Origin of the sequence: Burkholderia humptydooensis, assembly GCF_001513745.1 — a bacterium.
In the GTDB taxonomy this organism is placed as follows: Bacteria; Pseudomonadota; Gammaproteobacteria; order Burkholderiales; family Burkholderiaceae; genus Burkholderia; species Burkholderia humptydooensis.
On record NZ_CP013382.1, the window covers coordinates 1960289 to 1981015 of the forward strand.

17 protein-coding genes and 4 pseudogenes are annotated in these 20727 nt (G+C 67.0%); 10 read left to right on the top strand and 11 right to left on the bottom strand.

The genetic code is table 11. From position 1 onward, the window contains the following. Nucleotides 1-11 precede the first annotated feature (11 nt). The 6 genes and pseudogenes from AQ610_RS27695 to AQ610_RS27715 all read left to right on the top strand — a co-directional run bounded on the left by AQ610_RS27695 (nt 12) and on the right by AQ610_RS27715 (nt 4815). Nucleotides 12-1802, top strand: a complete 1791-nt coding sequence (locus AQ610_RS27695; protein ID WP_006027727.1) for an SDR family oxidoreductase — start codon at nt 12-14, stop codon at nt 1800-1802. Between the two features lie 36 nt (nt 1803-1838). Next, the gene (locus AQ610_RS27700) at nt 1839-2747 is read left to right on the top strand and encodes a metal-dependent hydrolase (RefSeq protein ID WP_009914533.1); all 909 of its coding nucleotides are present in this window, start codon (nt 1839-1841) and stop codon (nt 2745-2747) included. A gap of 26 nt (nt 2748-2773) precedes the next feature. Then, a complete protein-coding gene (locus AQ610_RS36545) occupies nt 2774-2977 on the top strand; it encodes a hypothetical protein (protein WP_006027729.1) in 204 nt (67 codons plus the stop codon). An 82-nt stretch (nt 2978-3059) separates the two neighbouring features. After that, nucleotides 3060-3837: pseudogene (locus AQ610_RS27705) on the top strand (isocitrate lyase/phosphoenolpyruvate mutase family protein). 2 nt (nt 3838-3839) lie between these two features. Then, a pseudogene (locus AQ610_RS27710) lies at nt 3840-3971 on the top strand (thiamine pyrophosphate-binding protein); the annotation flags it as partial. Between the two features lie 457 nt (nt 3972-4428). After that, nucleotides 4429-4815 (top strand): DUF2917 domain-containing protein, encoded by a 387-nt coding sequence (locus AQ610_RS27715; RefSeq protein ID WP_006027733.1) that lies wholly within the window; start codon nt 4429-4431, stop codon nt 4813-4815. A gap of 380 nt (nt 4816-5195) precedes the next feature. Here the strand turns inward: AQ610_RS27715 and AQ610_RS27720 are convergent, their stop codons facing one another. Continuing rightward, complete coding sequence (locus tag AQ610_RS27720) at nt 5196-5480, bottom strand: hypothetical protein (RefSeq protein ID WP_006027734.1); 285 nt, start codon at nt 5478-5480, stop codon at nt 5196-5198. 749 nt (nt 5481-6229) lie between these two features. After that, nucleotides 6230-6730, bottom strand: coding sequence for an NlpC/P60 family protein (locus tag AQ610_RS27730; protein WP_009914527.1), 501 nt, complete (start codon nt 6728-6730; stop codon nt 6230-6232). 327 nt (nt 6731-7057) lie between these two features. Between AQ610_RS27730 and AQ610_RS27735 the strand changes: the two genes are divergently transcribed. Then, complete coding sequence (locus AQ610_RS27735) at nt 7058-8359, top strand: NCS2 family permease (protein ID WP_006027736.1); 1302 nt, start codon at nt 7058-7060, stop codon at nt 8357-8359. A gap of 250 nt (nt 8360-8609) precedes the next feature. On the opposite strand, the gene AQ610_RS27740 is transcribed toward AQ610_RS27735, so the two are convergent. Together AQ610_RS27740 and AQ610_RS27745 are read right to left on the bottom strand one after the other, a co-directional pair. Continuing rightward, nucleotides 8610-8897: a DUF1488 family protein gene (locus tag AQ610_RS27740; protein ID WP_006027738.1), complete on the bottom strand. Its 288-nt coding sequence runs from the start codon at nt 8895-8897 to the stop codon at nt 8610-8612. 513 nt (nt 8898-9410) lie between these two features. Beyond that, nucleotides 9411-9605 (bottom strand): DUF2964 domain-containing protein, encoded by a 195-nt coding sequence (locus AQ610_RS27745; protein WP_015604119.1) that lies wholly within the window; start codon nt 9603-9605, stop codon nt 9411-9413. A 268-nt stretch (nt 9606-9873) separates the two neighbouring features. On the opposite strand from AQ610_RS27745, the gene AQ610_RS27750 reads away from it, so the two are divergent. Together AQ610_RS27750 and AQ610_RS27755 are read left to right on the top strand one after the other, a co-directional pair. Beyond that, the gene (locus AQ610_RS27750; RefSeq protein ID WP_006027740.1) at nt 9874-11853 is read left to right on the top strand and encodes a sigma-54-dependent Fis family transcriptional regulator; all 1980 of its coding nucleotides are present in this window, start codon (nt 9874-9876) and stop codon (nt 11851-11853) included. A 331-nt stretch (nt 11854-12184) separates the two neighbouring features. Further along, complete coding sequence (locus AQ610_RS27755) at nt 12185-12475, top strand: 2Fe-2S iron-sulfur cluster-binding protein (protein WP_009914524.1); 291 nt, start codon at nt 12185-12187, stop codon at nt 12473-12475. On the opposite strand, the pseudogene AQ610_RS35135 reads toward AQ610_RS27755, so the two are convergent. Next, a pseudogene (locus tag AQ610_RS35135) lies at nt 12461-12957 on the bottom strand (AMP-binding protein); the annotation flags it as partial. The gene AQ610_RS27755 and the pseudogene AQ610_RS35135 overlap by 15 nt on opposite strands. A 73-nt stretch (nt 12958-13030) precedes the next feature. Here AQ610_RS35135 and AQ610_RS35140 point away from each other — a divergent pair. Further along, nucleotides 13031-13426: pseudogene (locus AQ610_RS35140) on the top strand (chorismate-binding protein); the annotation flags it as partial. 144 nt (nt 13427-13570) lie between these two features. On the opposite strand, the gene AQ610_RS27765 reads toward AQ610_RS35140, so the two are convergent. The 6 genes from AQ610_RS27765 to AQ610_RS27790 all read right to left on the bottom strand — a co-directional run bounded on the left by AQ610_RS27765 (nt 13571) and on the right by AQ610_RS27790 (nt 20432). Beyond that, a complete protein-coding gene (locus tag AQ610_RS27765) occupies nt 13571-14845 on the bottom strand; it encodes a peptidoglycan DD-metalloendopeptidase family protein (RefSeq protein WP_006027743.1) in 1275 nt (424 codons plus the stop codon). A 600-nt stretch (nt 14846-15445) separates the two neighbouring features. Then, on the bottom strand, nt 15446-16147 hold the full coding sequence (locus AQ610_RS27770; protein ID WP_006027744.1) for an ABC transporter ATP-binding protein: 702 nt from the start codon (nt 16145-16147) through the stop codon (nt 15446-15448). Beyond that, nucleotides 16147-16920, bottom strand: a complete 774-nt coding sequence (gene livG / locus AQ610_RS27775) for a high-affinity branched-chain amino acid ABC transporter ATP-binding protein LivG (RefSeq protein ID WP_006027745.1) — start codon at nt 16918-16920, stop codon at nt 16147-16149. The genes AQ610_RS27770 and livG overlap by 1 nt, the downstream gene beginning before the upstream one ends. Further along, entirely contained in the window at nt 16917-18188 is a 1272-nt protein-coding gene (locus tag AQ610_RS27780) for a high-affinity branched-chain amino acid ABC transporter permease LivM (protein ID WP_009916163.1), read from the bottom strand. Before AQ610_RS27780 ends, livG begins: the two co-directional genes overlap by 4 nt. A gap of 8 nt (nt 18189-18196) precedes the next feature. Continuing rightward, on the bottom strand, nt 18197-19123 hold the full coding sequence (livH, locus tag AQ610_RS27785; RefSeq protein WP_006027747.1) for a high-affinity branched-chain amino acid ABC transporter permease LivH: 927 nt from the start codon (nt 19121-19123) through the stop codon (nt 18197-18199). A gap of 193 nt (nt 19124-19316) precedes the next feature. Further along, nucleotides 19317-20432 carry a branched-chain amino acid ABC transporter substrate-binding protein gene (locus AQ610_RS27790; RefSeq protein ID WP_006027748.1) on the bottom strand — a complete coding sequence of 372 codons (1116 nt, stop codon included), beginning with the start codon at nt 20430-20432 and terminating at the stop codon, nt 19317-19319. Nucleotides 20433-20727: the final 295 nt, after the last annotated feature.

Consider the following 20727-nt stretch of genomic DNA (forward strand, 5'->3'; position numbering starts at 1 on the left):
AAGACATCACGATGCAGCCCCTCTCCGACGAAGCGCCGCTCGCGCTGTTCGAATCGGTTCACACCGAAACCGCCGTCGCGGCCGGCGACGTCACGCTCGCCGCGAAGACCTGGGGCGACGCGTCGCGCCCCGCCGTCGTGCTCGTGCACGGCTATCCGGACAGCAGCGAAGTCTGGCGCCGCGTCGCGCCGCTGCTTGCGAAGTCGTACTACGTGATCGCCTACGACGTGCGCGGCGCGGGCCTGTCGACGAAGCCCGCGCGCACGGCCGACTATCGGCTCGAGCGGCTCGTCGACGACTTCGCGGCGGTGATCGACGCGCTCGCGCCGAACCGCGCGGTGCACGTGATCGGCCACGACTGGGGCTCGATCCAGGGCTGGGAGTTCGTCACCGAGCCGCGGCTCGCCGGGCGCATCCTCTCGTACACGTCGTGCTCCGGACCGAATCTCGACCACGTCGGCTACTGGCTGCGCCAGCAGCTCGCGCGGCCGTCGCCCGCGTCGCTCAAGCGCCTCGCCGGCCAGCTCGTGCGCTCGTGGTACGTGTACCTGTTCCACCTGCCGTTCATCCCCGAGCTCAACTGGCGCCTGTGGCTCGGCCGTGCGTGGCCCGCGCTGATGCACCGGCTCGAGCGCACCGACGTCGGCCCGCGCCCGACGCAGACCGAGGACGGCGTGCACGGCGTGCGCCTGTATCGCGCGAACTTCATCCGCCGCGTGCTCGCGCCGCGCGAGCGCTATGCGCACGCGCCCGTGCAAGTCGTCGTGCCGCTGCGCGACAGGTTCGTGAGCCCCGCGCTGTCGGCCGACATCGCGCGCTGGGTGCCGACCTGTTACCGCCGCGAAGTGGCCGAGCGGCACTGGCTGCCGATGTCGGAGCCGGCGCGCTTCGCCGCGCTCGCGCAGGAACTGATCGAAGCGGTCGAGACGGGCACGGAGCCGCCCGCGCTCGCGCATGCGCGCCGCACGAGCGGCGCCGGCCCATTCGTCGGCAAGCGCGTCGTGATCACCGGCGCGGGCAGCGGGATCGGCCGCTGCGCGGCCGTCGAATTCGCGAAGCGAGGCGCGTCGATCGTCGCCGTCGACATCGACGGGCAGGCGGCCGAGCGCACCGCGCTCCTCATGCGGCTGCTCGGCGCGCAGGCCGACGTGCGGCGCGTCGACGTCGGCTCGGCCGACGACATGGAAGCGCTCGCGAACTGGGTGGGCGAAGAGCTGGGCGGCGCGGACGTCGTCGTCAACAACGCGGGCATCGGCATGGCGGGCGGCATCCTCGACACGTCGGCCGCGCATTGGGAGCGCATCCTGCACGTGAACCTGTGGGGCGTGATCCACGGCTCGCGCCTGTTCGCCACGCAGATGGCCGCGCGCGGCGCGGGCGGCCACATCGTCAACACCGCGTCGGCGGCCGCGTTCGGCCCGTCGCGCGACCTGCCCGCGTACGCGACGACGAAAGCCGCGGTGCTGATGCTCTCCGAATGCATGCGTGCGGAGCTCGCCGACCACGGGATCGGCGTGACGGCCGTCTGCCCCGGCTTCGCCGAGACGGGCATCATGGCGTCCACCCAGTACGCGGGCGCGAAGAGCGCGCAGGACGAAGCGCGGCTGCGCAAGCGCGCGACGAAGCTCTATCAGATGCGCGGCCTGAAGCCGGAGACCGTCGCGAAGGCGATGGTCGACGGCGTGCTGCAGAACAAGCCGGTCGTCGCGATCGGCGCGGAAGCGCATGCGATGCGCTTCGTCGGGCGCTTCACGCCGTGGCTCGGCCGGATGATCGCCCGCATCGGCATGGCATCGCACTGAGCGGCACAGCGCCCCCGACCGTTGGAGGAGACATCGATGAATGCCCCGGAAAATCACTATCTGATCAAGGCGCGCCACGTCAAGTTCGACTTCGCGAAAGCGCCGATCCAGTGGATCGAAGGAGATCCCGAAAGCACGCACATCATCAACACGCTGAACCTGCTGTTCCCCGAAGGCGAACTGTGGTTCTGCCGCGTGTACAACAAGGCGATACCGCTCATCACCGATCCGGCGCTGCGCGCAGACGCCGACGGCTTCCTGCGCCAGGAAGCCGTGCATTCGCGCTCGCACGGCGGCGTGCTCAAGCACTACTACGAGCGGCACGGGATCGACACGAAGCCGTTCACGCAGCGGGTCAACTGGCTCTTCACCAAGGTGCTCGGCGAAAAGCCGCTCGGCCTGAAGATCGGCCACACGCGCTTCTGGCTGCGCCAGCAGCTCGCGGTGATCGCGTCGCTCGAGCACTTCTTCGGCTACCTCGGCAACTGGGTGCTGCACGCGCGCGGGCTCGACGACGGCCGCGCCGATCCGACGATCGTCGACCTGCTGCGCTGGCACGGCGCGGAGGAAGTCGAGCACCGGGCCGTCGCGTTCGACATCTACCGGCATCTCGGCGGCAACTACGTCGAGCGCTCGATCCACATGACGTTCGTGATCATGATCCTGCTCTACTTCATCATGTCGGGCGCGAAGTACATGTACGAGCGCGACCCCGGCACGGGCCGCTATCCGGGCTTCGTGCTGTCGTGGTGGCGCGGCTCGCGCCGCAATCACCTGCCGTCGTTCTGGAAGACGATCGGCGCGGCGCTGCGCTATTACCGGCCGAGCTACACGCCGCACGGCGAAGGCTCGACCGAGCTCGCGCTCGAATACCTCGCGCGCTCGCCGGCCGCGCAGGCGGCCGCGCACGGCGGCAACTGGGGCACGGAGAAGGCCGCGTCCTGACGCGACGGCGGACGGCTCCGCGCCGCATGCGCGCGCCGTCCGCTTCGTCGTTCTTTTTGGGGTTTGTCCGCTCGCTCGTCCGGCCGCGCCGGTTCGCCGCCAGCCGATCCGACGTCATCGCGCGCTGCCCGTTCCCGAAAACGGAATGCCCGCCGCGCTTGTTGTCGCTTCCGTCGATCCGCACCTGCGCTGCACGCACGCGTGACTTTATTTCACGCAAGCCGGTTTGACATTGTCATCCAATCTTCATAAACCATAACCACAAACCCCGAGCTTAAATTATTAAATTGCTTCATTCGAGAGGAGTAAATCGTGCCAATAAGAGAATTAATAAGTGCGCCGATTACCAACGAACAGAGACGTCGGTCATTCAAGGAAAAGCTGACAAGCGGGCGCGCGCTGCGTTTCATCGAAAGCCACAGCCCGATTTCCGCAATGATCAGCGAAAAAGTTTATGTTGCGCCCGGAGCGCTGCAATCCGGGTTCGACGGCTTCCGGTCGAATTCATTGACCGACTCGACGCTGCGCGGCCGGCCGGCCATCGAAATCCTGGACATCGCGAGCAGGCTGCTGAACGTGCAGTCGCTTGAGCGATCCGGCGTCCCGGCGGTGATTATCGAAGACAAAACGGGGTTGAAGAAAAATTCGCTGCTCGGCAACGACGTGATTCAGCACCAGGAATCGATCGACGATTTTCAGATCATCGCCCGCGTCGAAAGCCTGATTCTCGACAAGGGCATGCCGGCCGCGCTCGCGCGCGGCCGCGTATTGCGAGGCCGGCGCCGACGGCGTGATGATCCATAGCCGCAAGAAGGACGCGGACGAAGTCATCGAATTCGCGCAACGGTTTCGCGAGCGCCGTAGCGACGCGTATCTCGCGTGCGTGCCGACGAGTTTCAACGCGATTTCGTTCAGCGAGCTCGCGCGCTACTTCAGCGTCGTGATCTACGCGAATCACCTGCTGCGCGCCGCGTCTCCGGCGATGCTAGCGGTTGCCGAAGGCATCCTCGCGCACGGCCGAACGCTCGAGATCGAAGAGCGCTGCCTGCCAGTCAACGAGATCCTGAAGCTCATCCCCGGAACCGCGTGACCATGAACACGGAAGATCTGACCGGCATACGGACCGATGCCGGCGTCGGTCTCGCGGTCTGCGTTCCGGATTCCTTATTGAAATCGTTCTGCAGCCGGCTGAACGACGCGGATTGTCCGCTGCGTCACCTCATGCTCGACCTCGTGATGTTGTCGGCGGGCACGACGCTGCTGCGGGGTGCGATACGCTGAATCGCCGGGTCGACGCGCGCACAGCCAATCGATCCACATGCGGCGACGTTCGACGCGCCGCCTGCCCGTCGAATTCGCGTCATCGCGCACGCGCTCGCCTGTTGCCGACGAGGTATTTCGTCGTCCGTATCGCTCCCTCCCCGCCGTGCGCCGCGTTTGTCACAAGATTTTCGTTGACAAGCCAACGAAGGATGACGAAACTCATCGGCATGGATACGCGCATGCTCATCGCCGCAGTAGTTGCCCACCCGCCAGTGAACGCCCGTTGTGGCGCATCACCGGGGGCACTCGCGCGTTAGCTATCCGCAACATCGGATGTCGAAGAGGCCCCCGCCGGTAACGGTTGGGGCCTTTTTCATTGCGCTGCGCTCCTTCCGCCGGCTCTATTCAGGAGAAGACGATGGACCAGGCAAGCCGGTTGTTGTTTCGCCCCGATGCGACGCGGCACGATGGGTACGACGCGATCCAGTTGCCGCGCATGACGCTGCACTTCGCGCTCGAGCCGCGCGCGATGATGACGTGGCTTGCGCGCAGCCACACCGAAATCCGCGTGCTGAGTTCGCGCGTCTGGCTCACGCGCTCGTTCAGCGTCGACGATTACTGGCTGAAGCCGGGCGACGTGCTGCACGTGCCGCGCGGCGAACGCATCTGGCTCAGCGCCGACGGGCCGTCCGCCGCCGAGGTCTCGCTGACGACCGCGTACGTGCGCCGGCGCGGCTGGATCGGCGGCATGGTCAGCGGGCTGCTCGACGTCGCCGCGGATCTCACGAGCCCGCGTCCGCGATGAAGCGCGGTGCGGGCGGGCATGCGCACGTGCCGCGTCGGCTCGATGCGGCAATCGGCAACGCGCATCGTCGGGTGTCCGTCGCCATGCTTTTTCGCGCGCGGCGATGCACGGCGAATTCCACCGATCGTCGCAACACTTCCGTATAGGAGGTGGTGATGGGCATAAAGAAGCGGAGATCGGATCAGGCAGGCGCGCAACGCGCGCATCGGTTCGGCGCATTCTCCGAACGAACCGGCGCACGCAACGCATGGATTGAGCGACAGCGCCCGAACGATGAACGGCGCAGCCGGAATGACGAGGAAGCGCGCGGCAACGCGCGCGCGGCAAGTATCGCGGCGGCGCGGCATCCGCCGCGCGCCGCGAGCTGTCCGTGCGACGCGCTACGTGCTCGCCGCGAGACGCGGACCGGCCGCACCGCGCACGGCTGCCGCCGGCGCGTCGTCGGTCTTTTGCGTTTGCGCGCTCACCCACGGATCGATGCCCTGCTTCTGCACCTCTTCGAGAAACGACACGCGCGCGCGCCAGTAGTCGGCCTGCAATTTCGCGTCGATCACGCGCTGCTCGGCGGTGAACAATTCCATCCGCGCGGTCACGAGCATCGACGCGGCGCTCTTCTCGGGAGTGGGGGCGTGACGCAACGCCCATCGGCTGATCCAGTTCAACATGCTTGCCTCCGTATTGACGGATGAAATCGCGTGGGGCGTCCACACCCTGCAAGGCCCTGCCCCAGCACTCACCTTCAGCTTCCACTGCGAAATGCGTCGACGCTCGCGCACGCTCCCTGATCCCCGACGACACCTGACGACATCCGACGCGAGCATTGTCTCCATCCTAGTGAGAAAATTGCGTTAATGCGATGACGAATTGCATTCTTTTACACTGCCGGCGTTATTGCAACACTTCCCGAAACAACAATATCCCATTGATAAAAAAGAAAAATATTGTTCCCTATATGAATAGGAACGCCTATCTCTAAAATCAACGCATATGTCGGCGGAATTGACGGAATTTCCGGATGGCGACTGCGCGGCGGCGCGCGCGGCCGCAAAACGTTTCGCCTATGCCGATGCATTTTTTCTTTTCATGCGATCCGCGCCGACATCATGCGGGCATCGAGCCGCCGAACCTGCTTTCCGTGCAATCCGCATGAAATCGCGCGCGTCCGGCAAGGCGGCCGCAGGTTTCACCTGCACGCTACGTTCGCGCTCGGAATCGCCGCTGCGTGCACGACGATGGGGCGTCGCACCGTCACGACGCGCGCGAACGCACATTACGCCGTTACTTTCGAAGCGATTACGTTCCGCACGCCGAACGATCGCAGCGATGCGCGTTTGTGCGATCGAGCCGCGCGCGTCGCCGGCGCGCCATCGCATGAGTCGCGCGCATCGTTCATCGGCGAACCGCGTTCAGCGAGTCAGCCGGGCCCGCATTCGTCCGGCCAACGATACGCGAGCAGCCGCGAACGCGCATACGCATGCTCGCGCACCGCGCCGCGCTGATTGCCGCCGAACAGATACACGTGCGCTTCGTCGTGCCGCAGATAAAAACCAACGTGCCCTTTCCAGCTCGTCGGACGATCGCGCATCAGCACGACGACGCATCCGTACGCCGGCTCGCTCAGCGCGCGCCCCCATTCGAGCCACGATCGCGCGAGCGCGGAGCCCGTTCCCGGTATCCCGACGCGCGAGAAACACCAGTTGATGAACGACGAGCACCACGAGACCTTGTCGTCATAGCCGACGAGATTCGTGCAGCCGTTGTACTCGACGATGCGCGGATTGCTTTCGCCGCGACCGAAGCGCCGCACGCCCTGCTCGGCGAGCGCGACGGGCATCCATGCGGGATGGCCGACGCCGGCTTCCGGTTCGCCGCGCGCCGGCACGACGCGTTGATCCGTTCGAGCGATCGAGGTCAAGCTGTACTCCCCAGTTCGTGAAGGGCGACACGCCGGCGCGAGCATCGACGACGCCCGTTCGCGGGCGCTGCCGGCAAGCGTCCATTTTAACGATCCTCGGGCAAACGCGCGCCGGCGTGGCGCGCCCGACGCCGACCAAACGGAGCCCGCGGACGACGCAGCCGGGTCGCCGGCGTTTCGCCGCAAATATATCGTCCAGTCTATGTCCGCTATTACAATCCGCCGATAGCCGCCCAATAGTGGCTGGTTACAGTACGTCCGCCTCGCGCGGCAATACAACGCACAAAGCATTCAGCAACACGACTACTCGACCGGAGAATCGCCCACATGGAATCGATCAAACGGTATTTCGGCTTCGCGGAAGCCGGAACCGACTTGCGCACCGAAATACTCGCGGGCGTCACCACATTCCTGACGATGGCCTACATCATCTTCGTCAACCCGGCGATCCTCGGCGATGCGGGCATGCCGAAGGAATCCGTCTTCGTGGCGACCTGCCTCGTCGCCGCGCTCGCCTCGCTCATCATGGGCCTGTACGCAAACTATCCGATCGCGTGCGCGCCAGGCATGGGCCTGAACGCGTACTTCGCATACACCGTCGTCAAGGGCATGGGCTTCACGTGGCAGGCGGCGCTCGGCGCCGTCTTCATCTCCGGGTGCCTGTTCCTGCTCGTCACGCTGTTGCGCGTGCGCGAAGTGATCGTCAACGGCATTCCCAAATCGCTGCGCATCGCGATCACCGCGGGCATCGGCCTCTTTCTCGGGATCATCTCGCTGAAGACGGCGGGCGTGATCGTCGGCAGCCCGGCGACGCTCGTCACGCTCGGCGACCTGCACAAGCCGACGACGATCCTCGCGATCGTCGGCTTCTTCGCGATCGTCACGCTCGACTACCTGCGCGTGCGCGGCGCGATCCTGATCGGCATCATCGGCGTGACGATCCTGTCGTTCTTCTTCGGCGGCAATCAGTTTCACGGCATCTTCTCGGCGCCGCCGTCGATCGACGCGACGCTGTTCAAGCTCGACATCGGCGCCGCGCTGTCGACAGGCATCCTCAACGTGATCCTCGTGTTCTTCCTCGTCGAGCTGTTCGACGCGACGGGCACGCTGATGGGCGTCGCGAACCGCGCGGGGCTCCTCGTCGAGGGCAAGATGCATCGGCTGAACAAGGCGCTCCTCGCCGACAGCAGCGCGATCGTCGCAGGCTCGCTGCTCGGCACGTCGTCGACGACCGCGTACATCGAGAGCGCATCCGGCGTGCAGGCAGGCGGGCGCACCGGCGTGACCGCGATCACGGTCGCCGTGCTGTTCATCGCGTGCCTGTTCATCGCACCGCTCGCGGGCGTCGTGCCTGGCTACGCAACCGCGCCGGCGCTGCTCTATGTGTCATGCCTGATGCTGCGCGACATGGTCGACGTGTCGTGGGACGACGCGACGGAGGCCGTGCCCGCCGCGCTCACCGCGCTGCTGATGCCGTTCACGTACTCGATCGCGAACGGCGTTGCGTTCGGCTTCATCGCGTACGGCGGCCTCAAGCTGCTGACGGGCCATGCGAAGCGGGTGAAGCCCGTCGTCTGGATCATCGCGGCGATCTTCCTGTTCCGCTACTTCTACCTCGGCGCGGAATAAGCGGCGCGGCGCGCGGCTATCGCCCTGCGGCCACTCCACCCGCTCCAGCCGATAGCCCGTCCAGCAACCCAGTGCCTGAAGTGCCTTGCGATCGAGCAATTCTTCCTCCTGACCTCCATAAAGTCAGGCGTCAGGTTACGCAATCGCCCTACAAGGCTCCACGGTTTTCTGCGATGAACCCAAAAAAAACGAGCGCTACCCCCGGGCAGCGCTCGTTCGCGGCGTCGGCGCGTTCCATATCAAATGGACCCTAGCGCCCGTTCGCCTCGTAAAACCTGACGTACCCGCTTCTGAGCACCACGCACTGCGCGCGAGTCTCCGACAGCAGGCGCCGCGCGGCGGCCTCGATGCGGAGCCGGTGCGTGTCGAATGCGCCCACCATGTCCTCGAAGCGCGGCGAAGCGGCCCCGAAATGGTCCTCGAGCGCCTCGGCGGTGATATGGCATTGAACCGGCTCGCCGTCGACCATCGCCATGAACGCGAGCGTCAATTCGCGTCCCGAATATTCGGGCGCATCGTTCGTGAACTGGATCTGCATCGGAACCGCCTTTGCCGTAGCTCGAGAATGCAGGAAACCGCGCGTCGCCGGAAGCGTTCGCTGGCCGGAAACGTGCGGGCTGACCGGAGAGGATGCCGTGCGGCGGGCGCCTCGCGCCCGCCGGATGCTCCGGTTGACTTCACTTTAGTCGCTTTCCGGCACGACACAAGATTTCGTCAAAAAACCCTGCGCGCGCGCATGCACTGGCGCATTCTTCTGGCTATTGACAACAGATCGGCTTGACTCTGCGCCGAAAATCGGACGACGAATCGTCGTGAGAATCGCACGCCGGACCCGACGGCGAAGCGCCGCGTTCGGGCAGTTGCGAACACGGCGGGCGATGGCCCGCTGCGCTTTCCGTCGCGCGCTTCGACCGGAGGCGGCCCGCGCGTCGCCGCGTCTGCGACACGTGTCTCCCATGCGTCCGGATGCGCCTGCTCCGCTCCGGGCGCGCGCCCCGATCAGACCCCGCGATGCGGCGAACACGGCGGCGGCCGAGCGCCGGTCACTTCGTCACTTCTTTTCGTCCTTCGGCCAGACGTTGAGCGCGACCGCGCAGGTCGTCACGCCGAGCGCGATTGCCGCCGCGCCATACCGCAGCGCGGCATCCTGGTCGAACAACAATCCGTGGATCGCCACGGCGATGCCGGCCAGCATGACGAACGTCGCGATCGCGGCCACCACCACTCTCAGTTCCGTCCGAACCATGATTTCTCCCCGAACGGATGCATGTCGCGGCGCATGCTGAATTGCGGGGACCGTGGATGATTTCCGCACCGGTCCCCGGCGAGGCGCGGCGCGTGCGCGCCTTGTTTCCATCATTGCAGGCCGGCGCCCAAAAGCAAGGGAAATTCGATTGGCGGTCGCGCATCGCGCGCGGCGCTTGTATGATGGGACGTGCCCGCGCCGCCACGTCAACCGCTGCGCCGGTCGAGCGGAGAACGCACTCCGCCGGCGGGCCTCCTGGAGACAAGTCATGCCGCAATCTTCCGTGCTGCCCGCCGCGGCGAGCCGCGTCGATCTGCTCGCGCAAGCGCATGCCCGCTCGCTGTCGGTCGGCCTGCGCGCGTCCGAGCTGCCCGATTTCTCGCCGCTGTCGCGCATCGCGCTGCGCGAGCTGATCGACGGCAGCCAATCGCTGTACACGCACGCGCGTCCGGTGATGGACACGCTGCACACGCAGATCGCCGACACGCAAAGCCTCGTGCTGCTGACCGATCGCGACGGCGTGGTCCTGCACAGCATCGGCGACGCCGATTTCGTCGAGAAGGCGAACCGGGTCGCGCTCTGCCCCGGCGTGTCGTGGGCGGAGGACGCGCGCGGCACGAATGCGATCGGCACCGCGCTGATCGCGGGCCAGGCGCTCGCCGTGCACGGCGCCGAGCACTTCCTGCGCGCGAACCACGTGCTCACCTGCTCGTGCGCGCCGATCGTCGATCCGTTCGGCCGCATCCTCGGCGCGCTCGACGTGAGCGGCGATCCGCGCGGCTTCAGCCCGCATACGCTCGCGCTCGTGAAGATGTCCGCGCAACTGATCGAAAACCATCTGTTCGCGAACCAATGCGCGGACACGCTGCGCGTGCGATTTCACGCGCACGACGAATTCGTCGACTCGCTGTTCGCGGGCCTTGTCGCGTTCAGCCCGAGCGGCGCGCTGATCGCGGCGAACCGCAGCGCGCAATTCCAGCTCGGCGCGACGCTCGACGCACTGCAACAACGCGGTTGCGACGAACTGTTCGGCCTGTCTTTCGCGAAGCTCGCGCAGCATGCGGCGCGCGAGCCGCTCGTGTGCTTCACGCTGACGCTCGGCACCGGCGTGCGCGTGCGGGCGCGCTGCGAATTCGCGGATGCGCAGCGCACGGCCGTGCCGGTCACGGCGCGCGCCGCGCTGCCGCGCACCGCCGAAGCGGCGCGCGACGAGAATCCCGACGCGATCACGTTCGCGACGCTCGACACGGGCGACGCGCGGATGACTGCCGTATTGCAGCGCGTCGGCAAGGTGCGCGGCCGCGACCTGCCGGTGCTCGTGCTCGGCGAGACCGGCACCGGCAAGGAGTGGCTCGCGCGGGCGCTGCATCACGCGTCGCCGCGCCGCGACGGCCCGTTCGTCGCGGTCAACTGCGCGGCGCTGCCCGATTCGCTGATCGAAGCGGAGCTGTTCGGCTACGAGGACGGCGCGTTCACCGGCGCGCGCAAGCGCGGCAGCCCCGGCAAGATCGCGCAGGCGGATGGCGGCACGCTGTTTCTCGACGAAATCGGCGACATGCCGCTCGCGCAGCAGGTCCGGCTGATGCGCGTGCTGCAGGAGCGTGCGGTGATGCCGCTCGGCGGCGCGCGCGCGGTGCCGGTGGACGTGCGGATCGTCTGCGCGACGCACCGCGATCTGCGCGCGATGATCGCGGCCGGCACGTTCCGCGAGGATCTGTTCTACCGGATCAACGGCCTGGCGGTCACGCTGCCGCCGCTTGCCGAGCGCTCGGATCTCGAGACGCTCGTCGCCCGCGTGCTCGCGCGGCTCGCGCGCGGCGAGCCGATGCCGGGCGCGGTGTCGGCGGCGGTGCTCGCCGCGTTCGCGCGCTGCCGGTGGCCGGGCAATCTGCGTCAAATGACGAACGTGCTGCGCACGGCGGGAATGCTCGCCGAAGGCGAAGCGCAGATCGACGTCGAGCATCTGCCTGACGATTTCTGGCTCGATTGCCCGGCGCACGCGCGGGACGCGGCGGCAACGCGCACGGACGCCGACGCGGCTGGCGCGACAACGGCCGCGACGGCGGCGGCGGCCGATACGACGGCGGCCGTCCCCACCGCCGCCGCGACACTGCAGGACCATCAGGCCGCGTTGATCGACGGCGCGCTCGGCCGGCATCGCGGCAACGTGTCGGCGGCCGCGCGAGAGCTCGGGCTCGCGCGCAACACCGTTTATCGGCATCTGCGTAGACGGCGGCCGGATGCGTGATTGCCGCGGGCGGTTGGCGACTATCGGCTATCTACTGCCGACTGTTACCGACTATCGGCCGCTGACGGCTGATCGCTGATCGCTGATCGCCAGCCACTGGCCACTGATCACCGACAAGCAACCGTCGTCGGTCGCCACCGCCAGCCGCGAGCGGCAACGGACGGCGCCGATCATCAATCGCCCAGCCGTCGGCCATCGACGGCCGGCGGGCGCGACGCGCGACGTCGCGCCTTACCGCGCCGGACGAACCGCAGCCCGCCGAAACGCTCGACCGCATCGGGTATCCTTGCGGCTTCACTGACCACGACGCCGCGTCGCCGTCCACGATCGCATGACCGAAGAACGTTCGCACTGGGTGCGGGTCGAGCCGCTCGGCACCGGCTTCGACGCGCCCGAATCGCTGTCGCTGCTCGAAGCCGCGGGCTTCGCCGGTGTGTCGCTGCCGCGCTCGTGCCGCAACGGCACGTGCCGGACCTGCCTGTGCCGCCTGCGCGAAGGCTCGGTCGCGTATCGGATCGAATGGCCCGGCGTGAGCGCCGAAGAAAGGGGCGAAGGCTACATCCTGCCGTGCGTCGCGATCGCGCAATCCGATCTCGTCATCGAGGTGCCGGACGCCGAATGAGCGGACGCGCGCGGCGATCGCACGCGTGTCCGCGCCGCGCGCGCGGCGGCGGCGGGCGACGGCACCCTTCATGACGCCCTTCACGACGCTCGCGCACGCGCCGTCCACCCGCGGATGCGCGCTCAGCGCGGCCTCGATCTCACCGAGCTCGGTCCGATGACCGCGCACTTCACCTGCCGATCCGCGCGGCCGAGAAACTCCAGCGTGCCGTCCGGCCAATAGCGGCCGCGATCGCCCGTGCGATACCAGCGGCCCGCATCGGATTCGACGAAGCGCTCCGTGGTCAGCGCCGGATCGTTCCGGTAGCCGCGCGCGAGGCTCGCGCCGCCGATCAGCAGCTCGCCCTCGACGTGGTCCGGCGCATCGCGGCCGGCGTCGTCGACCACGCGATACGCCTGCCCCGGCAGCGGCCGGCCGTATGGAATCGAGCGCCAGTGCGGCGGCACCGCATCGGCCGTCTGCACGTTCGACCAGATGCCCGCCGCCTGCTCGATCAGCGCGCGACGCGCCGGCGGCTGCGCGAGGTCGACGGGCACATAGCACGCGCCCGCCGCGAGCACGCCGAACGCCGCGACGCTGCACGGGCACGCGACGCTGCTGCGAATCGTCGCGGCGCTGCATCCGACGCCCGCCGTCGCCGGCCACCCTCGCGCCGCCGCGCTCGAACGCATTCGCGCGCACGAGGGCTTCGATCGCGGCTGGTATGCCGGCCCGGTCGGCTGGATCGACGCGCACGGCAACGGCGACTTCGTCGTCGCGCTGCGCTCGGCGCTGGTCTCGGCAGGCGCTTGCCGGCTGTTCGCCGGCTGCGGGATCGTCGCCGAGTCGGAGCCGGCGCGCGAGTATCGGGAGACGAGTCTCAAGCTGTCGGGAATGCAGGCGGCGATCGAGGCGCGCGATGCTGTCGGCAATCTGCGCACGGTCGCGCCGATTCCTTTCACCACGCACTGATTCGCGCGAACATGGCCCGCGAGCGATACGCGTCGGGCCGCCAATCGCGCAAGCAGCGGGAAGCGAAAGAAGACCGGGCAGCGCGTGGCCCGGCCTGCCCACCAGCCCGATCCGACCAGGCCGCCAACGATCACGTCGGCGCCGTCAATTGCCGCATGCCGACACGACCGGATCGTTGCTCCCCGTATAGACGAATCCGTCCGATACCCATCGATTCGAGTCGAGCCGATACCAGAGCCGCGTCGCGCCCCAGTTGCCCTGCACCGTGTCGCCGTATGCATAGCAGGCGAGCTGCACCGCCGCGCCGTTCGACACCGTGCCGACGACCGACGCGGACAGCGACGGCGCGCTGCGCAGATTCACGGGCCCCGGCGACCGCACGGTCGCCTTCACGGGCGGCGACGGCTCGGTCGGCCCGCCGCTGTCGTCGGCGCCGTAGTTGGTGAGCGACGCCTGCACGGACACGCGCCGCTGATTGCGGATCGCATAGCCCGAATACGCGTTGCTCCCTTCGAAGAATTGCCAGCCGCCGATCGTCTTGCCGTTCACCGGCACGTCGCTGCCGCCCTGACTCAACGAAAAATGCACGTGCGGCCCGGTCGTCTGCCCGCCGCACGGCAGCCCGTTGCCGACCCGCCCGAGGTATTGGCCCTCACGCACGCGCGTGCCGCTGCCCGCTTGCGTCAGTTGGACCATGTGGTAATACGTGGTCGTATAGCCGTTGTCGTGAACGACCTTGACGATCGCGCTGCCGTTGCGCTCGCAGCTCTTGTAGAGCGTGCCGTCGCGGGCGGCGAGCACCTGGCCGTTGCCGCCGGAGAAATCGAGCGAGTTGAACGGACGGCTGTCGCCGCTCCAGCCGTGCGCGCCGCCCGTCCAGTACCACGCGGTGCCCTGCTGCCACGGCAGCGCGAGCCCCGTCTGCGCGGGCGCGGCCTTCCGCTGCGGCGCGGACGGCGCACGCCCCGCGTTGAGGTGCGCGCGCTCGTCGTCGGCGAGCAGCGTCGCCGGCGCCGCGGCGGCGAGCGCGTAAAACGCGTCGGTGCCTTCGATACCGACGACCCATCCCTCCTTCGCACGCTGCGCGACGAAGAGCTTCGTGACGGGATAGGCTGGCGTGTCGTTCGAAACGACCTGCGTGATCGTGCCGAGCACCCAACCGGCATCCGGCTCCGACTTGATCGACTCGATCATGTCGCCACGCACGTCGGGCGCGACCGGCCCTTGCTTGCCGAGCCGCGCGGAGAAAGCCTGCCGGACTGCATGCTGCAAGTCCGACACATAGACGGGCGCCGCGAGCGCGGCGCCGGACAGGCCTGCCGCGATCAGCGGCACAGCCAACAGACGCATGATCGAATCGGATGCACTACGCCAGACCATCGGGCCCATGAAAACGCCTCCCTCATCGGTGAACGTCATCGTTTCGACGGACAGGACCGGCTGCGGCCCGATGCGGCCTCGCCGACGAACACGGCCGCAGCGATCCCACTGTGAACCTTGGCAGCTCGATTCGTATTCCTTAGCAGCTTGATCGAGCCGACAAAGTCATTACGCCCCGGGAATCATAGTGATTTTTTTGTAAAAGTAAACCTTTCGGGGAATAAAGCGGATTGATTGCCGTGAGCATTTTTCTCAGTCGCCTATCGATATTGTCGCGACCAATGTGTATTGAAATGTCGATTGTTTCGACAAGTCGCCCGGGAATTTTCCTGGACGCGACGAGCGCATCGCAAAGGAATCCGAATGACGTCGGCGACGGAGCCGCCCGGTCATGCCGGACGCGCCAATCGATTCCAGAAAACGCGACATCGGCCGCCCCACTCGCATACCGATAAGATGCAGCGATTTAAAACGAATACACCGATCGCATGAAGCAAGGCGAATTTCCGGATATGTAGCCTGAAGCACACTCGCATGAATTCGCGAATGCGGACGAACGCGCGATATTGTGATTTTCGCAGACGCGCGTTCGCCCGCTTTACGGTTTTCACGGACGTCAAGCCCGCGATAACCGCCATCCTACCCGCCGAGATACGCGGCCCTGATCCGGTCGTTTTCGAGCAAGTTCGCGCCGGTATCGGCGAGCACGACGCGCCCGGTCTCGAGCACATAGCCGCGATCGGCGACCTGCAGCGCCTTGTGCGCGTTCTGCTCGACGAGGAACACCGTCACGCCCTCGTCGCGGATCGTGCGGATGATGTCGAAGATCTGCGCGATCACGAGCGGCGCGAGGCCGAGCGTCGGTTCGTCGAGCAGCAGCAGGCGCGGCCGGCTCATCAGCGCGCGGCCGATCGCGAGCATCTGCTGCTCGCCGCCCGACATCGTGCCCGCGCGCTGCGCGGAGCGCTCCTTGAGCCGCGGAAACAGCCGATACACGTGCTCGACGCCGTCGTCGATCTCATGGCGGTTCGCGAAGAAGCCGCCCATCTTCAGGTTCTCGAGCACGGTCAAGCTCGGAAACACGCGGCGCCCTTCCGGCGAGATCGCCAGCCCCTGGCGCATGATCTCGTGCGTCGGCATCGCGGTGATGTCGCCGCCTTCGAACAGCACGCGCCCGCTCGACGCGCGCGGCGTGCCGCACACGGTCATCATCAGCGTCGTCTTGCCTGCTCCGTTGCTGCCGATCAGCGTGACGATCTCGCCCTTCCTCACTTCGATCGACACGCCCGACAGCGCCTCGATCGCGCCGTAATGCGTGTGGACCTTCTCCAGCTTCAGCATCACTCCTCTCCCAGATAGGCCTTGATCACACGCGGATCGTTGCGCACTTCGTCGGGCTTGCCGATCGTGATCGGCCGGCCGTGCTCCATCACCAGAATACGATCCGAGACGCCCATCACGAGACTCATGTCGTGCTCGATCAACAGCACCGAAATGCCGAACTCGCGGCGCAGCCGGTCGATCAGTTGCTGCAGCTCGACCTTCTCCTGCGGATTGAGGCCCGCCGCAGGCTCGTCGAGCATCAGCAGGCGCGGGTTCGTGATCATGCAGCGCGCGATCTCGACGCGGCGCTGATGGCCGTACGAGAGCGTGCCCGCGGGCCGGTTCGCGACCGCTGTCAGGCTCATCCGCTCGAGCCACGTCGCCGCGCGCTCGAGCGCCTCGCGCTCCGCGCGCCGATACGCGGGCGTCGCGAAGAGGCCATGCAGAAGTCCCGATTTCACTTGCCGATGCTGCGCGACGAGCAGGTTCTCGACGACGGTCAGCGACTTGAAGAGCCGAATGTTCTGGAACGTGCGCACGAGCCCCTTGCGCGCGACGAGATGGCTCGTCAGGCCGCCGATCGAATGGCCGTCGAGCACGACGCTGCCCGCCGTCGGCCGATAGAACCCGCCGATGCAGTTGAACACCGTCGTCTTGCCCGCGCCGTTCGGGCCGATGATCGCGAACACCTCGTCGCGGCGCACGTCGAAATCGATTCCGTCCACCGCGAGCAGGCCGCCGAAGCGCATCTGCAGCGCGGACACCTTCAACATTTCCGTCGTCGCGCTCATTGCGGCAGCTCCACGTGGGGACGGCTCGCGGGCAGCAGGCCCTGCGGACGCCACATCATCATCAACACCATCACGAGACCGAATATCAGCATCCGGTATTCGGCGAAGCCTCGCGCGAGCTCGGGCAGCAGGGTCAGCAGGATCGCCGCGAGAATCACGCCGAGCTGCGAGCCCATCCCGCCCAGCACGACGATCGCGAGAATCAGCGCGGATTCGATGAACGTGAACGACTCGGGATTCACGAGCCCCTGGCGCGCCGCGAAGAACGCGCCGCCGATGCCGGCGAACGACGCGCCGAGCGTGAACGCCGACAGCTTGATGCGCGTCGGATTCAGGCCGAGCGAGCGGCACGCGATCTCGTCGTCGCGCAGCGCCTCCCACGCGCGCCCCATCGGCATCCGGATCAGCCGGCTCGTCACGAACAGCGTGAAGCAGACGAGCACGAGCGCGATCAGGTACAGGAAGATCACGACGTGCTCGCCGCTGTACTCGAGCCCGATCAGCTCGTGAAACGTCTTCGCGCCCTCGACGCTCGCGCTGCGCGCCATCTCGAAGCCGAACACGGTCGGCTTCGGAATGCTGGAGATGCCGTCCGGGCCGCCCGTGATGCTCGTCAGGTTGTTCGCGAGCAGGCGGATGATCTCGCCGAAGCCGAGCGTGACGATCGCGAGATAGTCGCCGCGCAGCCGCAGCACCGGGAAGCCGAGCAGAAAGCCGAACGTCGCCGAAGCCAGCGCCGCGAGCGGCAGGCATTCCCAGAACGTGAGGCCGAAGTACTGGTTGAGCAGCGCGTACGTATAGCCGCCGACCGCGTAGAAGCCGACGTAGCCGAGATCGAGCAGGCCCGCGAAGCCCACGACGATGTTCAGGCCGAGGCCGAGAATCACGTAGATGAGCGCGAGCGTCGCGATGTCGACCGCGCCGCGCGAGCCGAAGAACGGCCACACGAAGCCGAACGCGACGAGCGCCCAGACGATCGCGCGCTGCTGGCGCGCGCCGAGCGGCGCTGCCGCGGGCACGCGCACGGCCGCCTTCGCGCGCAGCAGCGCCGGCTTGAAGAGCTGAAACAGGAACACGGCGGCAACCGCGATCCAGACCGGCCGCCAGTGCGCCTCGAGCACGACCTGATAGCCGTCGAGCTTCAACTGAAGGCCGAGGATCGGCACCGTGAGGATCGCGGTCAGCACGGCGGCCGTCACCGCGTGCTTGAGCGACTGGACGGCCGGCGCGCCGGCCGTCGTGCGAACGGAAGTCATCGCTTGATTCATGGGCGGCCTCACACCTTTTCGATGTCCGACTTGCCGAGCAGGCCCGTCGGACGGAACAGCAGGATCAGCACGAGGAGGCCGAAGGCCACCACGTCCTTGTACTCGGCGGGCATGTAGCCGGACGCGAAGGTCTCGGCGAGGCCGAGCAGCACGCCGCCCAGCATCGCGCCGGGAATGCTGCCGATGCCGCCCAGCACCGCGGCCGTGAACGCCTTGATGCCCGCGACGAAGCCGATGTACGGATTGAGCTTGCCGATCGTGAGCCCGATCAGCACGCCGCCCACCGCGGCGAGCATCGCGCCCAGCACGAACGTGAACGAGATCACGCGGTTCGTGTCGATGCCGAGCAGGTTCGCCATGCGCATGTCCTCCGCGCACGCGCGGCACGCGCGGCCCATCCGCGAATGCGAGATGAACAGCGTGAGCGCGATCATCAGCGCGATCGTCACGCAGACGATCAGGAGGCGCGCGTACGGCACCGTCACGTCGAAGTCGCCGCCGAGGTGGATGTCGAACGCGCCGGAAATCAGCACGGGCACCGACATGTCGCGCGCGCCCTGACCGATCTGCACGTAGTTCTGCAGAAAGATCGACATGCCGATCGCGGAGATGAGCGGCACGAGCCGCGGCCCGCCGCGCAGCGGCCGGTACGCGACGCGCTCGACCGCGAACCCGTAGAGCCCGGTGACGAGCACCGACACGACGAGCGCCGCGCCGAGCACGAGCGGCAGCGGATAGCCCGCCGACGTGCCGATCGCGGTCAGCGTGACGAGTCCGACGTACGCGCCGATCATGTAGATCTCGCCGTGAGCGAAGTTGATCATGCCGATGATCCCGTAGACCATCGAATAGCCGATCGCGATCAGCGCATAGATCGCGCCCAGCGTGAGGCCGTTGACCAGTTGCTGGGCGAATTGAGGAAGGAATTCATTCATGCGGGAAGCTCCCGTTCGCGCCGGCGCATGCGTGCGCCGCCGACCGTGAAAGCAGCGGCGCACGCCGCGCACGGGCGTCCGATCTCGACACGCCCGCCGCGCCGCGCGAGCGCCGCTCGCGCGGCGGCGCCGGGCCAATGCATCCGCCCCGCTCGAACGTGCAGCGGGGCGGATGGGCGGGCAAATACTCCGGTTAGTTGGCGGCCGTCTTGGTCGCGTCCTTGTGCCACTTGTAGACGACGAACTTGAACGCCTTCAGGTCGCCCTGCGCGTCGTACGACACCTTGCCGATCGGCGTGTCGAAGGTGTGCTGGTGCATGTATGCGGCAACCTTCGCCGGATCGGTCGACTTCGCGCCCGCGATCGAATCGGCGATGATCTTCACGGCCGAATACGCGGGCATCTGGAACGGGCCGTTCGGATCGCGCTTCTTGTCGGCGAACGCCTTCACGAGCGCCGCGTTGGCCGGATCGGCGCTGAAGTCGGCGGGCAGCGTGACGAGCATGCCTTCCGACGCCGGGCCCGCGATCGCGGTCACGTCCTTGTTGCCGACGCCTTCCGGCCCCATGAACTCGGCCTTCACGCCCTGCTCGCGCGCCTGACGCAGCAGCAGGCCCATTTCCGGGTGATAGCCGCCGAAGTAGACGAAGTCGACGCCCTGCGACTTCAGCTTCGTGATGATCGCCGAGTAGTCCGAATCGCCTGCGTTGATGCCTTCGAACAGCACGACGGGGATCTTCGCCGCTTCGAGATCCTTCTTCACCGACGACGCGATGCCCTGGCCGTACGACTGCTTGTCGTGCAGCACCGCGACCTTCTTCGGCTTGACCTTGCTGATGATGTATCGCGCGGCGGCCGGGCCCTGCTGGTCGTCGCGGCCGATCGTGCGGAACACGAACTTGCGCTTCTTGCCTTCGGTGAGCTGCGGCGCGGTCGCGGACGGCGTGACCATCACGACGCCTTCGTTCTCGTAGATGTCGGACGCCGGAATCGTCGAGCCCGAGCACACATGGCCGATCACGTACTTGATCTTCTGGCTGACGATCTTGTTCGCGACCGCGACCGCCTGCTTCGGCTCGCACGCGTCGTCCATCATCACCACGTCGAATTTGTTGCCACCCGCGCCGCCTGCCGCGTTGATCTGCTCGATCGCCGTCAGCGCGCCGGCCTTGACCATGTCGCCGTACTGGGCGACCGAGCCGCTCATCGGGCCGGCAATGGCGATCTTCACGGTTTCCGCATGGGCGGCGGCGCCGGCTGCCACGAGCATCGCGGCAAGGGAAATGGACGAAAGACGGGACAGCATCATCAGGAGCTCCTCGATTATGTTTAGTCATACGGGCAAGGCGGCATGACTTGCGCAATCGAACAACACCCGTGGACGAAACGACTTGGAGCACGCCCGAGACGGATTGACGGACCTGCAGATGGAACAGCGCTTGCGGGGCCCGGCAGTGTCAGCCGCCGTCGAAAACACGACAGAGACCTTGGTTCGGAAAGACAACGTGATGCGTCTTGTATTGCGCAAGCGATTCGCCTGCCCCGCTTGCCTAACCGCTCGTCGGACGGATCTGCCGACAGCCGTTGGCAAGGCAGCCGAAATT

What these genes read in the sequence shown, in the direction of transcription:
- AQ610_RS36545 (WP_006027729.1), top strand. Translation starts at nt 2,774, where the DNA reads ATGCGCGCGCCGTCCGCTTCGTCGTTCTTTTTGGGGTTTGTCCGCTCG.
- livH (WP_006027747.1), bottom strand. Translation starts at nt 19,123, where the DNA reads ATGAATGAATTCCTTCCTCAATTCGCCCAGCAACTGGTCAACGGCCTC.
- AQ610_RS27765 (WP_006027743.1), bottom strand. Translation starts at nt 14,845, where the DNA reads ATGACGTTCACCGATGAGGGAGGCGTTTTCATGGGCCCGATGGTCTGG.
- AQ610_RS27750 (WP_006027740.1), top strand. Translation starts at nt 9,874, where the DNA reads ATGCCGCAATCTTCCGTGCTGCCCGCCGCGGCGAGCCGCGTCGATCTG.
- AQ610_RS27790 (WP_006027748.1), bottom strand. Translation starts at nt 20,432, where the DNA reads ATGATGCTGTCCCGTCTTTCGTCCATTTCCCTTGCCGCGATGCTCGTG.
- AQ610_RS27695 (WP_006027727.1), top strand. Translation starts at nt 12, where the DNA reads ATGCAGCCCCTCTCCGACGAAGCGCCGCTCGCGCTGTTCGAATCGGTT.
- AQ610_RS27770 (WP_006027744.1), bottom strand. Translation starts at nt 16,147, where the DNA reads ATGCTGAAGCTGGAGAAGGTCCACACGCATTACGGCGCGATCGAGGCG.
- AQ610_RS27720 (WP_006027734.1), bottom strand. Translation starts at nt 5,480, where the DNA reads ATGTTGAACTGGATCAGCCGATGGGCGTTGCGTCACGCCCCCACTCCC.
- AQ610_RS27700 (WP_009914533.1), top strand. Translation starts at nt 1,839, where the DNA reads ATGAATGCCCCGGAAAATCACTATCTGATCAAGGCGCGCCACGTCAAG.
- AQ610_RS27780 (WP_009916163.1), bottom strand. Translation starts at nt 18,188, where the DNA reads ATGAATCAAGCGATGACTTCCGTTCGCACGACGGCCGGCGCGCCGGCC.
- AQ610_RS27740 (WP_006027738.1), bottom strand. Translation starts at nt 8,897, where the DNA reads ATGCAGATCCAGTTCACGAACGATGCGCCCGAATATTCGGGACGCGAA.
- AQ610_RS27715 (WP_006027733.1), top strand. Translation starts at nt 4,429, where the DNA reads ATGGACCAGGCAAGCCGGTTGTTGTTTCGCCCCGATGCGACGCGGCAC.
- AQ610_RS27735 (WP_006027736.1), top strand. Translation starts at nt 7,058, where the DNA reads ATGGAATCGATCAAACGGTATTTCGGCTTCGCGGAAGCCGGAACCGAC.
- AQ610_RS27745 (WP_015604119.1), bottom strand. Translation starts at nt 9,605, where the DNA reads ATGGTTCGGACGGAACTGAGAGTGGTGGTGGCCGCGATCGCGACGTTC.
- livG (WP_006027745.1), bottom strand. Translation starts at nt 16,920, where the DNA reads ATGAGCGCGACGACGGAAATGTTGAAGGTGTCCGCGCTGCAGATGCGC.
- AQ610_RS27755 (WP_009914524.1), top strand. Translation starts at nt 12,185, where the DNA reads ATGACCGAAGAACGTTCGCACTGGGTGCGGGTCGAGCCGCTCGGCACC.